Source organism: Buttiauxella cochleicola, from assembly GCF_021282435.1.
GTDB lineage: Bacteria > Pseudomonadota > Gammaproteobacteria > Enterobacterales > Enterobacteriaceae > Buttiauxella > Buttiauxella massiliensis.
The window spans coordinates 145897-161325 of sequence record NZ_JAJSOT010000008.1 but is presented as its reverse complement, the minus strand read 5'-3'; the positions used below and the strand labels follow the sequence as shown (position 1 = coordinate 161325).

General features: G+C 48.5%; 16 protein-coding genes and 1 tRNA gene. 9 read left to right on the top strand and 8 right to left on the bottom strand.

Features of this window, described 5'->3' with window-relative positions; genetic code table 11:
• Window positions 1-68: 68 nt before the first annotated feature.
• Window positions 69-461, bottom strand: a complete 393-nt coding sequence (locus tag LVQ77_RS18030) for a cytoplasmic protein (RefSeq protein ID WP_232905158.1) — start codon at window positions 459-461, stop codon at window positions 69-71.
• A complete protein-coding gene (locus tag LVQ77_RS18025) occupies window positions 461-859 on the bottom strand; it encodes a hypothetical protein (RefSeq protein WP_232905157.1) in 399 nt (132 codons plus the stop codon). Before LVQ77_RS18025 ends, LVQ77_RS18030 begins: the two co-directional genes overlap by 1 nt.
• 103 nt (window positions 860-962) lie before the next feature.
• On the opposite strand from LVQ77_RS18025, the gene LVQ77_RS18020 reads away from it, so the two are divergent.
• The 4 genes from LVQ77_RS18020 (at window position 963) to LVQ77_RS18005 (ending at window position 4489) form a co-directional block, all read left to right on the top strand.
• A complete protein-coding gene (locus LVQ77_RS18020; RefSeq protein ID WP_232905156.1) occupies window positions 963-1466 on the top strand; it encodes an ESA_00282 family adhesion-associated protein in 504 nt (167 codons plus the stop codon).
• Between the two features lie 193 nt (window positions 1467-1659).
• Window positions 1660-2220, top strand: coding sequence for an NlpC/P60 family protein (locus LVQ77_RS18015; RefSeq protein WP_232905155.1), 561 nt, complete (start codon window positions 1660-1662; stop codon window positions 2218-2220).
• A gap of 174 nt (window positions 2221-2394) precedes the next feature.
• On the top strand, window positions 2395-2925 hold the full coding sequence (locus tag LVQ77_RS18010; protein WP_232866348.1) for an OmpH family outer membrane protein: 531 nt from the start codon (window positions 2395-2397) through the stop codon (window positions 2923-2925).
• 205 nt (window positions 2926-3130) lie between these two features.
• Complete coding sequence (locus tag LVQ77_RS18005; RefSeq protein WP_232905154.1) at window positions 3131-4489, top strand: 8-oxoguanine deaminase; 1359 nt, start codon at window positions 3131-3133, stop codon at window positions 4487-4489.
• Window positions 4490-4491: 2 nt separating this feature from the next.
• Here LVQ77_RS18005 and LVQ77_RS18000 read toward each other — a convergent pair whose 3' ends face one another.
• Entirely contained in the window at window positions 4492-5853 is a 1362-nt protein-coding gene (locus tag LVQ77_RS18000; RefSeq protein ID WP_232905153.1) for an HdeD family acid-resistance protein, read from the bottom strand.
• A 234-nt stretch (window positions 5854-6087) separates the two neighbouring features.
• Here LVQ77_RS18000 and LVQ77_RS17995 point away from each other — a divergent pair, with 234 nt between their 5' ends.
• On the top strand, window positions 6088-6444 hold the full coding sequence (locus LVQ77_RS17995; protein ID WP_232866354.1) for a TehB family protein: 357 nt from the start codon (window positions 6088-6090) through the stop codon (window positions 6442-6444).
• 218 nt (window positions 6445-6662) lie between these two features.
• Here LVQ77_RS17995 and LVQ77_RS17990 read toward each other — a convergent pair.
• Window positions 6663-6738: transfer RNA gene (locus LVQ77_RS17990), tRNA-Phe, on the bottom strand.
• Window positions 6739-7174: 436 nt separating this feature from the next.
• On the opposite strand from LVQ77_RS17990, the gene LVQ77_RS17985 reads away from it, so the two are divergent.
• Window positions 7175-9310 carry an ornithine decarboxylase gene (locus LVQ77_RS17985; protein ID WP_232905152.1) on the top strand — a complete coding sequence of 712 codons (2136 nt, stop codon included), beginning with the start codon at window positions 7175-7177 and terminating at the stop codon, window positions 9308-9310.
• A 140-nt stretch (window positions 9311-9450) separates the two neighbouring features.
• Here LVQ77_RS17985 and LVQ77_RS17980 read toward each other — a convergent pair whose 3' ends face one another.
• The 4 genes from LVQ77_RS17980 to mutY form a co-directional block, all read right to left on the bottom strand.
• On the bottom strand, window positions 9451-10704 hold the full coding sequence (locus LVQ77_RS17980) for a nucleoside permease (protein ID WP_232866357.1): 1254 nt from the start codon (window positions 10702-10704) through the stop codon (window positions 9451-9453).
• Window positions 10705-10960: 256 nt separating this feature from the next.
• Window positions 10961-12037: a membrane-bound lytic murein transglycosylase MltC gene (gene mltC, locus LVQ77_RS17975; RefSeq protein ID WP_064516152.1), complete on the bottom strand. Its 1077-nt coding sequence runs from the start codon at window positions 12035-12037 to the stop codon at window positions 10961-10963.
• 63 nt (window positions 12038-12100) lie between these two features.
• Complete coding sequence (locus tag LVQ77_RS17970; RefSeq protein ID WP_034460971.1) at window positions 12101-12373, bottom strand: oxidative damage protection protein; 273 nt, start codon at window positions 12371-12373, stop codon at window positions 12101-12103.
• Between the two features lie 2 nt (window positions 12374-12375).
• Window positions 12376-13461, bottom strand: a complete 1086-nt coding sequence (gene mutY / locus LVQ77_RS17965) for an A/G-specific adenine glycosylase (RefSeq protein ID WP_232905151.1) — start codon at window positions 13459-13461, stop codon at window positions 12376-12378.
• Window positions 13462-13612: 151 nt separating this feature from the next.
• Here mutY and trmB point away from each other — a divergent pair, with 151 nt between their 5' ends.
• Genes trmB through LVQ77_RS17950 form a run of 3 tightly spaced genes read left to right on the top strand, consistent with a single transcriptional unit; the run spans window position 13613 to window position 15429 of the window.
• Window positions 13613-14332: a tRNA (guanosine(46)-N7)-methyltransferase TrmB gene (trmB, locus tag LVQ77_RS17960; protein WP_232905150.1), complete on the top strand. Its 720-nt coding sequence runs from the start codon at window positions 13613-13615 to the stop codon at window positions 14330-14332.
• Window positions 14332-14658 carry a YggL family protein gene (locus LVQ77_RS17955; RefSeq protein ID WP_064516156.1) on the top strand — a complete coding sequence of 109 codons (327 nt, stop codon included), beginning with the start codon at window positions 14332-14334 and terminating at the stop codon, window positions 14656-14658. The genes trmB and LVQ77_RS17955 overlap by 1 nt, the downstream gene beginning before the upstream one ends.
• Window positions 14659-14712: 54 nt before the next feature.
• The gene (locus tag LVQ77_RS17950; RefSeq protein ID WP_232905149.1) at window positions 14713-15429 is read left to right on the top strand and encodes a YggN family protein; all 717 of its coding nucleotides are present in this window, start codon (window positions 14713-14715) and stop codon (window positions 15427-15429) included.

The following is a 15429-nucleotide window of genomic DNA, read 5'->3' as shown; positions in this document are numbered from 1 at the left end:
AACCGGTTCGTAAGCGTATTTATGTCGCCAAAGAAGAGCGCCTGCTTTTCGCATGCGCTCCAGAAATCTTATAAGTGCGGAGTTTTGTAGCTGTTTTCCAGCAATGCACGGGTACGTGAGAGTGTTTGTGCTTCTTCATCTCTCAACTTCTGATACACCGCCTCTAGTCGAGCCAGAACTTCGGTTTTAAACCCGGGATGGTGGCTGATGATCTCGCTGAGAACTGCGCCGTAAATCTCATCTTTCACACGATATAGGTAAATTTGATGGCGGTTATGCCATTTTTGTTCAACTAATGCCGCAGTGATATTGATCTGACCTTGCGCGATGCGAGCAATATTTTCATTTTTAATCTGTACCAGCGCGGCAATATTTTCACGTAATAACGTATTATCAGACGCGGTATCGTCAGATGGTGCGGCCGTTTGAACTGGGGGAAATTGCAATTCTGACATTGGCATTACTCATCCAGAGAATAAAACAGAGGCCAGCTTTTTTCCTGAGTTAACTGATTGACCCAGATTTGCTGTGAATGGTGACTTATCTGCAATTTTTTATCTTCTATTAGCATTTGCAGATCGGCTGAGTTGATTTTTTCTTGCTCTATGAGTTCATTTAATACTGTCACTATCGCTTCAATTTTCACTGCATAAAACAAACGATCTTTTAAATGCCGGTCGTTCTCTTCAAGCAATGTATTTTTCGCTTGCCCAGCATAATGAGGAGCGCTCAGAATCGTTTTCTCCAGAACTAAAAGATTATCCTGAGGATTTAGCGTTAGAGCGCTATGTTCTTCTGATCCGGCAATATCAGCCTGAGAGACAGGAAAGGTCACTGGCACCAGGTTGTTGGGCAGCATTAGAGATGTCCTTTTATATCAATGGAATAAATTTTTACGGTTAACAGATGCCAGGTTGACTATATGTTGCCTCAAAATTACTATAAAAAAAACAGGAGTTCCCATGCAAAGCGTCTTTTATTCAATTGTATTAATATTGTTATTGCTGTGCGTAGTACTGGTGCTGATGCATGAGATATCGCATCCCAAAGTTAAATTAACCCCCGCTAGTATCCCTAAATTAAATTTATCTGAAATTGACGAGCGTGAAGATTATTTTGCTAAGTTAATGTTAAAAATAACGCCTGATTATTACTGGCGAGTGAGCCATGAATATGTGGATTTCAATCATGCCACTATCAAACGGATGCATATTGACGAACTTAGCGCTGACCTGACACTCTTTAACGCTCAGCGGCGTTGTAGTGATTTACACTCTGCCATCTACCGCTATTACGATAATCTCAGAAAGCGCTGTTCCGAGGGGGAGAAGGTACCTTTTGCTGATATCGAACTGCTGAATTTACGCCAGTGCTTTGATGAGTTCAGTCATGATGCTTACCCCGCGTTGGTTGCTTTGGTATGGCCGCATCTTCAGAGACCGGAAGTCTGTCTTGAGAATGTATAGTGCATTTTGCCAATTAGGCTGATTTGATATCAGGCTGTTTTTTAAACTAAAAAAAGCCAAATCTAAAAATGGACTGATTATCTGCTGGATTAACACTCAGCACTGTTTATTATTTGCTCACCCAAAAGGAGTTGTTCGCCACGTTGCTGAAGATTCAGTAATACAGTATTTGCCTTCAAAAAAGATATGACTCATGTATTTGTTTAAAAAAATCATTACCGCTTCACTTTTAATTATCCCTTTAGTTATTAGTGCAAATTCCTTTGCTTTTAATATGCCAAAGGAATTTGCATCATTAGGGGTTAAAAACCTTTCTAATAAAGATGTGTTTTCTAAGCATGCCTCATTTATAAAGGATGATAGAAAAACAACTTCTAATAATATCAGGTCCGCTATATTGGCTGAATTTTCCAATTGGAAAGGTACACACTATCGTTTTGGTGGTACCACACATAAAGGTGTGGATTGCTCTGCACTCATGCAGCATATTTTTAGTGATTCTTTCCACAAGTCTTTGCCAAGAACCACAACTCAGCAAATTCAAAATGGTGAGCACGTCAATAAAGAAAAGCTTAAACCAGGCGATTTAGTCTTTTTTCAAACTTCTCCGGGCACCCGCCATGTTGGCGTGTATGTCGGTAATAACCAGTTTATCCATGCCTCAAGCAGCGTGGGAGTAACCATTTCCTCACTGGCTAACCGTTACTGGATGGATCATTATGAAACGGCTCGGCGTTTAAAAATGATTGGCTGAATATAAATAATATTTCTGAGGTTTTATTTTGCTTTCACCAACATTATTATGGCCATTCTTTTTGAAATATTCATTCTAACTTATGTATTCAATGAATGAGATCGTATTAATGTATTTGGTTTGAATATAAGTCCATGAGATTTATATTCTTATTTCCAACGAGATTGTTATTAAATGAAAAGAAATTTAATTCACCGTATGGCGGGTGCAGTAATGGTGGTCCTTGTTGCGGGTACGATGCTCATAGGTTGTGATGCAAAACAAGCAGGAGAAGCGTCAGTGAAATTTGTAAATGTAGAAATGGTCTTAGTAGATTCTGGTTTGCTGAAGCAAGAGCAGGATCACCTCAAAGCTGTGAATGAAAGTTTGCACAAGGGTCAGCAATTGGCTGAAAAGAATTACATCAGTATGCCTGCGAATAAAGTTGATGCCGCGCGAAAAGCGGATAGAAATGTTCTTACACAACAATGGAAAGGGCAGCAACAAGCTGCGCGTAATGTGGTGATGGCTGCATTGAAGAGTGCGACCGATGCTTACCGTAACGACAAGAAAATTGGCGTGATTTTACCGACACAAGTAGCGATGTCAGTTTCACCAGAACTGGATGTCAGTGCCGATCTGACCCAGAAGCTTAAAACTACAAAACTAGAATTCCCAAAACTGCCAGATTTCGCCGTTAAAGCGAGTGGACCGGCTGCAAAATAGCCCAGTAAGTAAAAAGCTTCGTTGAGATACTCAGCGAAGCTTCAATTCATCCAAGAGCTCCTGTCAAAACCCCCCATAAGTAAATGCGATAATACTGCTCAAAATTCCTGGGTAGAATGGCGTCAATTGCCTGAGCAATGCCTGGATCAGCAGACAGGCCATAACTGAGCTGGCTTCCCTTTATCTTCATTTTCAGGAGCCAGTTATGACTGCACAACGTTTGTGGATCAAAAAACCCAACGCAGTTTTTACCGCTAATACACAAGATGCCTCCGGTGGCGTGGTGATTGAAGGTGCGGTTATCAGCGAATTAATTCCTGCTGGTGGCGAGCCTTCCGTGCCTTGCGATACGGTGTTCGACGCCCGCGATCTTGTCCTGCTGCCCGGCCTTATCAATACACATCATCATTTCTACCAAACTCTGACTCGCGCCTGGGCTCCGGTGGTTAACGTGCCACTATTCCCGTGGTTAAAGCAGCTTTACCCCATTTGGGCTCGTCTCGATGCTGAAGCCTTGGCTCTTGCCAGCAAAGTCGCAATGGCAGAGCTGCTGCTTTCTGGTTGCACTACCACCACGGATCATCACTATCTTTTCCCGCAGGGAATGGAAGAGGCGATTGATGTGCAGGTGGATGTGGTTGGCGAACTGGGGATGCGTGCGGTGTTAACGCGTGGCTCGATGAGCCTTGGTGAAGACGAAGGCGGTTTGCCTCCACGGCACACCGTACAGCAGGCGGAGACAATCTTACGCGACAGCGAACGGTTGATTAAACGCTACCATCAGCGCGGGGAAGGAGCGTGGCTACAAATAGCCCTCGCGCCATGCTCACCGTTTTCCGTAACTACCGAAATCATGCGCGACAGCGCCCAACTTGCTCAGAAAGAAGATGTGCGTTTGCATACTCATTTGGCTGAAACACTGGATGAAGAGAACTTCTGCCTGCAACGTTTCGGCCTACGAACTGTGGATTATCTGGAAAGCGTAGGTTGGCTTAATGACAGAACCTGGCTTGCACATGGTATTCACTTTGATGAGCGTGAGATTCAACGGCTTGGGCGTGCGGGAGTTGGCGTTTGCCATTGTCCGGTTTCCAATATGCGCCTGGCATCAGGCATGTGTCCGACAGTGGATTTAGAAAATGCAGGTGCCGCAGTGGGGCTTGGCGTGGATGGATCTGCATCTAACGATGCTTCAAACATAATGTATGAAGCGCGGCAGGCACTCTATCTACAACGCCTTCGTTATGGCGCTGAAGCCATTACTCCGCAGCGGGTGCTGGGTTGGGCGACGCAAGGTTCAGCGAAACTCATCGGGCGCACTGATATCGGTGAAATTGCCGTTGGGAAGCAGGCTGATTTAGCCTTGTTTGCTCAGGATGAACTGCGTTTTAGCGGCAGTCATGATGCCATCTCCGCGCTGTTGTTATGCGGCGCGGAAAAGGCTGAACATGTAATGGTCGGCGGGAAGTGGCGCGTGACACAGGGTAATATCATCGGTCTTGATGTGCCGGATCTGATTTCTCGTCATCGCCGTGCCGCGGCAAAATTAGTGGCAGGTGTTTAGCGCTACTCTTCAGCGGCCTCTTCGCCGCTTTTCCCTTTTCCCCAGGCAATACGGCGGTTAAACATCTTTTTCAGCGCCCGGCTTGTGGTGTTAAACCAACCTGTTGGTCGTGGGTCGGCAAGCATACTCAGGGCACGGGCGTAATCCAGAACCAGGCCCGGTGTCCAGGCCATGGTTTCAGCTCGTTTGCGTAGTTGTAACGCCACCCAAAGCTCTGGGGTAGACATCAGTTTCCCCATTGCCATCCAGAACCCTCGTTTGTGCCACAATCGTCCAACTGACCCTTCGAGCGCGGCCTCTAAAGCTCGCGCTACACTGCTGGAACAATTGCGGTACGTCAGGTTGTAGGACTCATTCTGGCGATAACTCTCCCAGAATGCTTTCAGCTTTGCTTCGTTGTAATTGCGGATACGCACTTTTCTTGTGGATGGGCACCACTTTGCGGCCTCAGTCGCATAATCTGGCTGAAATAATCCTGCAACGTTGTTTTCCGGGGTTGCGCGCAACAGGCGGGCGAACTCGTCGGGCGATTGGTCAATTAGCTCGGCAGGGTAGAGGCTGATGTAAATTCCACCTGGGGACTCAATGGCTGCATGGCCGGTTGAGATAACCCCGTTGCGGTCGACTGCGGCGATATAACGGCTAATCACTGGGCGGGGAATTGTCTCGCTCGGGGCTGAGCCAGCAGGTGTCCAGACATGAACTGTCAGTGCTTTTTCATCGTCACCCGGTGGCCCGTCCCATTCCACGACCTTAAGCGGCGGAACATCAGCTTCTTCCATAAAGACCGCACCTTTAAGCCCAGGGTTTGCAGCGGCGCTTTTAACGCGGTTAGCGAGGATAAACATATTCCAGCCCGCAAAAGCCAGGCCCAGTCCGAGGCAGTAAGGAGCCGTACCTGCATAGTGCGAGGGCCAGGGCTGGAAAAAGAATATTGCCAGTGCGATTTCGACAATTCCGCCCCATAAAGCTGGCCGCCAGCGCCGATAGCGCACCACTAATGCAGAGGCAATTTGCAGCGCACCATCAAACATAAATAGCATGCCGAAGATCATTGCTAATACGAAGTTTCCGTCATGGTGACCCGCCAGAATCAACAGCGCAGCGACAGTAAATGCCCCACCTTTTACGTAGCGCAGCACACGCTGCCCGCCCATACCGCTATGAGCAACCATCAGCGTCGCACATCCTTCGACCAGCATTAAGCAGGCAAAAGGTTCGATAGGGAAGAACAGCGTACCATCCAGCGCATCAATGAATATCACCACGCCGGCAATTAGCGTAACCCAGCCGAAACGGCGCAGCCCGCGCCAGTGGGAGCGCAGGAAATCAACACCAAGCAGGATCATTGTTAGCCGCATCATGAGGAGAAATCCAAAACTGAATCTTTCAAATATATAGCCCACCCACGGGTAACGTGCGCTAATACCTGAAATAGTCAAAATGACTCAATGCAGTCATTTTGACCGTTTTTTTATTGTCATAATGACTTTATTAGTCACTGCTTTTTTAATAATTCCTTTAAATACAATGTGATAAATAAGTGGCATGCATGTTGCTCTTTATCATCCAGATACTTTTTATTTCTGGAGAACACTATGGCAGCTCGTATCCCGGCAGATTACAAACACACTCGTTCAACTCCATTCTGGAACAAAGACTCGGTTCCTAAAGCTTTGCTCACCCATCACAACACCAAAAAAAATGTTTATGGGCGTCTGTCTGTAATGGCAGGAGCGGTCAAATATATCGGCTTCAAAAATGAAAATGACACCGTTGCTGAGATAGAAGTGATTATTGAGGAAGGTCATTTTGGCGTAAGCCCGCCGCAATATTGGCACCGTATTGAACTGCTTACCGAAGACACATATTTCAATATTGATTTTTTTGCGGCTCCAGAAGCAGAGCTTGAAGGGAAGGGGTTCGGGCAAGTGGTGAATACGGCGAAAAGTTGAATTCCTGAATCCCATAAAGCAAAAAACCAGCCCTTAGGCTGGTTTCTTTAAATAGTGGTGCCCGGACTCTGACAAAAACGTCGGGAACGTTTTTGAACAGCGCTTGCGCTGGCCCGCAGGGCGAGTCGCATGGATGCGACGAGTAATCGAACCAAGTTCGATGGAGAGTCCGAATCCCAGAAAGCAAAAAACCCGCCATAGGCGGGTTCTTCTAAATGTGGTGCCCGGACTCGGAATCGAACCAAGGACACGGGGATTTTCAATCCCCTGCTCTACCGACTGAGCTATCCGGGCAACGGGGCGCATTAAACCGTAAAGGCCGTTTGGCGTCAACGGTTTTGTGTTAATAAGCCGTGCGTTTGCACGAATAATGTGCTCCAGGTAGCAGCGCTGTCTTGAACCACAGGTCAGAAGGTGCCATGATTGCGCGGTTTTTCACACATCTGCAACGGGGCGCTTATTGATGTTTATAGTCAATGTTTACCGACATCTCTCGATGGCGCTCGTTCACCTCTCGTTCGTATCCCGAAGACCCTTGCTCACCATGCGGTGAGGGCAACGCACCTTCACTGTAGGACATCAGTAAAATCAGGCGATGCCTGTTTTTACTGATGTCTGGCGGTCGGAGTGGGTATTATCCTTCAGACCATCAAGACACATTCGCCGGGGAATGCTCCCTTTGCTGTGCCATAAGGCACTCACTCATCCTTGACCTCTGGGATTTGTGCATATGAAATCTTTAAAAATTGCCGCCAGCCACGATGTGGTTGCAACTCTGTCCACGCATCGTGAAGTGGTTGCGCTTGATAGCACAGACTTCACCGATATTGCCGCTGTTGTTCTTTCTGTAGCCGATAGCCGCAGCGGTATTCTTGCGTTGCTAAAACGGACTGGTTTTTCGATACCCGTTTTTCTAGAGGCTGATGCATGGTCAGGCGAGCAGGAAGGTATTACGGGACTGATCACCGGCAAAGCGCAGGACTATCTGGAGCTCGAAACCGCCGCAACAGATTATGAAGAAGGCTTGCTTCCTCCGTTTTTCGATACGTTGACGAAATATGTCGCGATGGAAAACAGCACTTTTGCCTGCCCGGGCCACCAACATGGTGAGTTTTTCAAAAAGCACCCGGCAGGGCGGCAGTTCTATGATTTCTTCGGTGAGAATTTATTCCGCGCTGATATGTGCAACGCCGACGTTAAACTCGGGGATCTGCTGATTCATGAAGGATCGGCCAAACATGCACAGAAATTTGCCGCCAAAGTATTTAATGCCGATAAAACTTACTTCGTTTTAAACGGTACCTCGGCTGCAAACAAAGTCGTGACCAATGCGTTGCTGACCCGTGGCGATTTGGTCCTATTCGATCGTAATAACCATAAATCAAACCATCACGGTGCATTGATTCAGGCGGGGGCGACGCCGGTTTATCTGGAGGCGTCTCGCAACCCATTTGGTTTTATCGGTGGAATAGACGCGCACTGCTTTGATGAAAAGTATCTGCGTGAATTGATTGCAGAAGTTGCACCAGAACGTGCTCAGCAAAAACGCCCGTTCCGTCTTGCAATTATCCAGCTCGGTACTTATGACGGCACGGTTTATAACGCACGCCAGGTAGTGGATAACATCGGCCATCTTTGCGATTACATTTTGTTTGATTCAGCCTGGGTCGGTTATGAACAATTCATCCCGATGATGGCTGATTGCTCGCCACTGCTGTTGGATCTTAACGAAAATGATCCAGGCATTTTTGTTACGCAATCGGTGCATAAACAGCAGGCTGGATTCTCGCAAACTTCGCAGATCCACAAGAAAGATAACCATTTGCGCGGGCAAGCGCGTTTTTGCCCACACAAGCGGCTGAACAATGCTTTCATGCTTCACGCTTCAACCAGTCCGTTCTACCCGCTGTTTGCGGCTCTTGATGTGAATGCGAAAATTCACGAAGGGGAGAGCGGCCGCCGCCTGTGGGCTGAGTGTGTCGATCTAGGTATTGAAGCGCGCAAAGCGATCATCGCTAACTGCAAGATGATCAAACCGTTTATTCCACCGGTAGTTGCGGGCAGACCGTGGCAGGATCACCCAACTACAGCAATTGCCCAGGAACGCCGTTTCTTTAGCTTTGAGCCGGGTGAGAAGTGGCATGGTTTTGAAGGCTATGCGCAGGATGAATACTTTGTCGATCCTTGCAAGCTGCTGCTGACTACGCCGGGGATCGATCCCCAAACTGGGCAATATACAGACTTCGGCGTACCTGCCGCGATTCTTGCAAACTACCTGCGTGAAAACGGTATTGTCCCCGAAAAAGCAGATCTCAACTCAATTCTTTTCCTGCTGACACCTGCGGAAAGTGCGGAGAAGATGGCGCATTTGGTAGCGATGCTAGCGCAATTTGAACAGCATATTGAAGATGATACGCCGCTGGTGGATGTGTTGCCGACGATCTATCAGAAGTATTCCCAACGCTATAAAGGCTACACGCTGCGTCAACTTTGCCAGGAGATGCACGATCTTTACGTCAGCTTTGAAGTGAAGGATCTGCAAAAAGCGATGTTCCGTAAAGCCAGTTTCCCTGCCGTTGCCATGAACCCACAGGATGCCAACAGCGAGTTTATTCGCGGCAATGTGGAACTGGTGCGCCTGAGTCAGTCAGAAGGGCGTATTGCAGCGGAGGGAGCGTTGCCGTACCCACCGGGCGTGCTTTGTGTGGTGCCAGGCGAAGTCTGGGGCAGTGCCGCGTTGCGTTATTTCCTGGCGCTTGAAGAGGGCGTGAATATGTTGCCGGGCTTCTCGCCGGAGTTGCAGGGCGTGTATAGCGAAACGGATGCCGACGGAATTAAGCGTTTGTACGGATATATGATGAAATAACCGTCATACTTCAAGTTGCAGGTGTGTTGACTGCACCCGTGCACCCCAGTCACATAGTTACCTATGCTCCTGGGGACTAACGGTCTGGTCGCCTGCCTGCACCTCGAATTATTTAGGTTATTGAAGCAATCCCTGAACTATCAGACTGCTGGCTGAATGGCCGCTGGCGTCCTGACATGTTTATATTTGAACAGGGCGACGAAGGCGAAGGCCAGCACCAGTGAATAACCGGCGAAAATCAGCCATACGCTTTGCCAATCGGTAATCCCCGCCGTAGTGTAGTTCTCCACCACTTTACCGCTGACAATCCCGCCCAGGATGCAACCAAAACCGTTAGTCATCATCAGGAACATGCCCTGTGCACTGGCACGGATTTCTGGTCTCACCTCTTTTTCAACGAATACTGAACCGGAAATGTTGAAGAAGTCGAAGGCACAGCCGTAGACGATCATCGACATCACCAGCAACACAGTACCCATTGGTGATGGGTCGCCAAAGGCAAACAGACCAAAGCGCAGCATCCACGCCACGATACTGATAAGCATCACGTTTTTAATGCCGTAACGAATCAGGAAGAACGGAATCGTCAGGATAAATACGGTTTCAGAAATCTGCGAAATAGACATCAGCACCGACGCATGTTCGACAATAAAGCTGCTGGCGAACAGTGGGTTCTGGTCAAAGCTGTGCAGGAAGGTGTTGCCGAACATATTGGTAATTTGCAGCTCGGCGCCTAACAGCATGGAGAAGATGAAGAAAATCGCCATGCGTTTGTTTTTGAATAGCGCAAAGGCATCCAGCCCTAACATTGAGCTCCAGCTCTGGTTTTTCTGCGCGTTGGCAACCGGAATATGCGGCAGCGTCAGAGTGAACAACGCCAGCACCACAGATAAGATTGCACCGATATAAAGCTGCATGTGGCTCAGTTCAAAGCCTGAGAAGCTCACGCCCCACATGGCGAAGATAAAGCCAATGGTTCCCCAGATACGGATCGGCGGGAAGTCACTGACGATGTCCATTCCCGCTGATTGCAGGCGATAGTAAGAAATCGTGTTCACCAGCCCAAGCGTTGGCATATAGGCCAGCGAGTTCAGCAGAATGACGATGAACATCGCGCTTGGCGTTGTGACCTGTGCGGCGAAATACAAGGTGATGGCACCGACAATATGGCAAGCCGCGTAGAGCCAGCGCGCACTAACCCATTTGTCCGCAATAATGCCGAGTAACGTCGGCATGAATACCGCCGCAATACCTAACGAACTGTACACCGCGCCGATAGCTGCGCCATCGAACTTGAGGGTGACGAACATATAGGAGCCGAGCGTAGTGAGCCAACTCCCCCACAGGCAGAACTGCAGAAACGAAAGTATTTTTAGCTGCAGCTTAAGGTTCATGTAAATTTCCTCACAGGATTTTGGTGTTGAATGTTTCATTTCTAACATATGACATGAAATATGTTGTGAAAGTAACATTAGCAGTGCCGTGAAGTAATTTTTGGTACATTCAGCAAATAAATGAAAACATCTTCGAATTGCATTCGAGAATAGTGATTTAGGTTACACTTTTTGCGCAATCAGGCGATAAACCGGAGGGAGAGTGATATCTCCCACCGTAGAAACGGCTGGTGGGAGATAGGACAAGCATCAGAAATTAGCGTCGGCGGTAACTCTTCTGTGCGGTATTCACTTTGTATAGATAGTTGCGTGATTCCGCTGAAGGGTGGCGTGTAGTAAGAGTCTGATACACATCGCCCGGATCCATACTGTTGATAATGTTGTAGGCACGGTTCTTGTCGTTGTTGAACACGCGCAGAACACTACCCGCACCGCCGTTATAAGCAGTTATCACAGCGTAGCGACGTGATGTTGGGTTATCAATTCCACTCAGGTAGCTATTTTGCAAAATGGCCAGATAAGCAGTACCCGTATCGATATTGCTTTCAGGATCAAACAAGTAGCTGCGGCTTGGCTTGCCCCATTTCCCCTGAGATTTAAATACATCAACCCCTGCGCTGTGCTGTACAACTTGCATCAAACCGAGCGCGTCTGCGTGGCTTACTGCGTATGGGTTGAAGCTTGATTCAGTCTGCATAATGGCCAGAATCAACGATTCATCGACACCGTACTTCTTCGATGCTTTACGCACCATGCCGATATATTTATGTGCACGTTTATCAAGATGGTTTGGTACCAGATTGATAGTCACGCTATAAACAATTTTAAGCCCGGTACTACGGCTTTTCAGGCGAGTTTGCAGCAGATAGTCAGCAAATTTGGCAGCGCGGCCTTCCCAGCGAATTGCCTGACCGGTGTTATCAACAACCTGGCCATACAGGAACGGTTGTTTGGAGATCAACACATCGTTGGCATCGGAATAAAGATCGATAGAACCAGGATCGTCACCCATCAGCAAAGTAGTGATGATCGCCTGGCGCAGGTGCGCCGCAGGATCGGTGCCAGCAATGGTTTCAATGGTAATCGTACCGTCGTCAAAGTTGATGTGGCTACGTGTCAGGTACTGGTCAGTATATTTTACGTAGTCTTTTGGACCCGCAATCAACACTTCCTTCATACCCCAGATATTTTCGATGTTGTGAGCAAATTGCCCCATCAAAATATCGAAACCATTAGTGTCCTTAACAAAGGCCTCGTTATAGGAATCATCTTTTTTGCTCGAACAGGAGATGAGCAACGGGACAACCAGAGCTAGCGCGAGAAATTTTTTCATCGTTCCGTGTATACGTATGCTTGTGCTTGTTGGTTTGCATAAGGGCCGATGGCCCTCGTATTTTTATTTTTCTGGCGGCGTGTAGCCTTCGATGTGGACTTCTTTGCCTTCAAACAGGAAGTTGACCATTTCAGCTTCCAGCTCTTTGCGATGCTCTGGATTCATCATGCTCATTTTACGTTCGTTAATCAGCATGGTTTGCTTTGCCTGCCATAACGCCCACGCTTCTTTAGAAATTTCGTTATAAATACGTTTGCCAAGTTCGCCTGGATAAAGTTGGAAATCCTGGCCTTCTGCGTCACGTTGTAGGTAAGTACAAAAAATAGTTCTGCTCATCATTATTCCTCTTCAACGGCTCGGGCCGCTTTTACGACTACCGGCTCGGCGTGCAATTGCTGTAATAAACGTTCTACAGGGGCGGCCAGTCCTACGGACGGTGGCTGCGCTAAGTTATACCAGAGAGCTGTTCCTTCATCCATGCACCCACTAAATGAAGGCACTGGGAGCCACATTGGGACGATGTCCAAATGGAAGTGGCTGAATGTATGGCGGAAGGCGGTTAATTGCGTGAGATTATCTGCTGGAATCTGGTGTTGTGCCAGCCAGTCGCGCAGTTCATTTTCGGTTTCGAATTGTGGGAAACAGTACAAGCCACCCCACAGACCAACCGGTGGACGCTGGGCAAGCAGTACGCTGTCCTGGTGCTGCATCATCAGTAAATAGCCGGTGCGTTCCGGTATTGTAACTTTAGGCTTCTTGCCTGGATAACTGGCCCAACTGTTATTGGCCCAGGCCACGCAGATATTATTCACCGGGCAAAGTTCGCATTTTGGTTTCGAGCGGGTACAAACCATCGCCCCAAGATCCATCATTGCCTGGTTAAACTGGCTCACACCTTGCGCGGGCGTGACTTGCTCACTGATATCCCAAAGTTTCTTCTCAACATCTTTTTTACCCGGCCAGCCTCCAATGGCATAACAACGTGCAAGCACGCGTTTTACGTTGCCATCGAGAATCGGGAAGTGTTTACCGAGCGACAGAGAAAGGATCGCGCCCGCAGTCGAGCGCCCAACGCCTGGCAGTGCAGACACTTCTTCAAAGGTTTCCGGAAAAATACCGCCATGCTGGTTCGCCACCATTTGCGCCGCTTTATGCAGGTTTCGGGCGCGAGCGTAATAACCCAGCCCAGTCCACAGATGCAGCACTTCATCAAGGGGGGCGTTGGCGAGATCTGTGACAGTCGGGAAGCGCTCCATAAAACGCTCAAAGTAAGGAATAACGGTCGCAACCTGAGTTTGTTGCAACATCACCTCAGACAGCCATACTTTATAAGGCGTTTTTTCGAGTTGCCATGGCAGTGTTTTGCGGCCGTATTTTTGGTACCAGTCGAGAACCTGGTGGGAGAATTGCGGCGCATGTGTCATTGTTACCTGGCATCCGATAAGAATATAAATTAGGGGGCTGATTCCAGCACAGACGACTCCGTGCTGTAAACCGGAACTTTCTGGTGCTTGCTTCTCATCATTAACTTTGGATAATGCCCGTTTCCCGAACACTAACGAAAGCCTGAACACCATGAAAAATGACGTCATCTCACCGGAATTTAATGAAGAAGGCCGCGCAATGCGCCGGATTCGTAGTTTTGTGCGCCGCCAGGGCCGCCTGACTAAGGGCCAGGAATTCGCACTGGAAAACTATTGGCCGGTGATGGGCGTTGAATATCAAGACGCGCCTGTTGATTTTACCGAGCTGTTTGGCCGCGAAGCGCCAGTCACGCTGGAAATCGGTTTTGGCATGGGCACGTCGCTGGTGGCAATGGCGAAGGCTAATCCACAGCAGAACTTTTTAGGCATTGAAGTGCACTCGCCGGGCGTGGGCGCATGCCTTGCGACCGCTCATGAAGAGGGCGTTGAGAACCTGCGCGTGATGTGTCACGACGCGGTGGAAGTGCTGCAAAAAATGGTTCCTGACAATTCTTTATCCATGGTTCAGCTCTTTTTCCCTGATCCGTGGCACAAAGCGCGTCATAATAAGCGCCGTATCGTTCAGGTGCCGTTTGCCGAGTTTGTGAAAAGCAAACTGAAACTGGGAGGTGTGTTCCATATGGCGACCGATTGGGAACCTTATGCTGAACACATGCTCGAAGTGATGTCCTCTGTCGACGGTTATCAAAACCAGTCAGAGACTAACGACTACGTACCACGCCCGGATTCACGTCCGGTGACCAAATTTGAACAACGTGGCCATCGTCTTGGTCACGGCGTATGGGACTTAATGTTCGAGAGGGTAAAGTAATGGCAATTAATCGTAGCCGTCGTTTGCGTAAGAAAATGCACATCGACGAATTCCAGGAAGTGGGGTTCTCTGTTGCATGGCGTTTCCCGGAAGGCACCTCCGAAGAACAAATCGATAAAATCGTTGATGAATTCATCGATGAAGTGATCGATAAAAATGGTCTGGCTTTTGATGGCGGCGGCCACCTTTCCTGGGAAGGCTTAATTTGCCTGCAGGAAATCGGCAAATGCACCGAAGAGCATCAAGCTCTGGTGCGTAAATGGCTTGAAGATCACAAGGCTGAAGACGTTCGCACCAGCGATCTGTTTGATGTCTGGTGGGATTGATTGAAATAGAACAAATGGGCTGGTGAGAACCGGCCCTTTTTTTCAGGAGTGACTATGATTCGTAAGGCTTTGATGGGCGTTCTGCTACTAACTGCGATGCAGGCACAGGCCGACTATAAATGCAGCGTCACGCCTCGCGATGACGTGGTAATCAACCCGCAATCCGTTCAGGTTGTTGGTGAGAATGGCAATCTGGTTATTGCCCCCGATGGCAGCCTGCAATTTAACGGCAAGCCACACACATTAAACGCAACGCAGCGCCAGTTGGCTCTGGATTACCAGAAAGCGTTGCGTAGCGATCTTCCGTGGATTAACAACGGTGCATTGACCCGTGTTGAAAAGGGCCGTGTTGCGCTGGATAAAATCATCGCTAAAGAAGTGGGCGAGAGCAGCAATATGCGTGGCCGTCTGACTAAACTCGACGCGCAACTCAAGCAGCAGATGAACCGTATTATTGAAACCCGCTCGGATGGTTTAACCTTCCACTATAAAGCGATTGATCAAGTGCGCTCCGAAGGGCAACAGTTGGTGAATCAGGCGATGGGCGGCATCTTGCAGGACAGCATCAACGAAATGGGTGCAAAAGCGGTTCTGAAAGGCGGCGGCAATCCGCTGCAAGGCGTGTTAGGTAGCCTCGGCGGGTTACAGACGTCGATTCAAAACGAGTGGAAGAATCAGGAAAAAGATTTCGAGCAGTTTGGCCGCGATGTGTGTAGCAAAGTGGTGACGCTGGAAGGGCAGCGGAAGGGGTTGGTCGAAACGCTGAAGTAA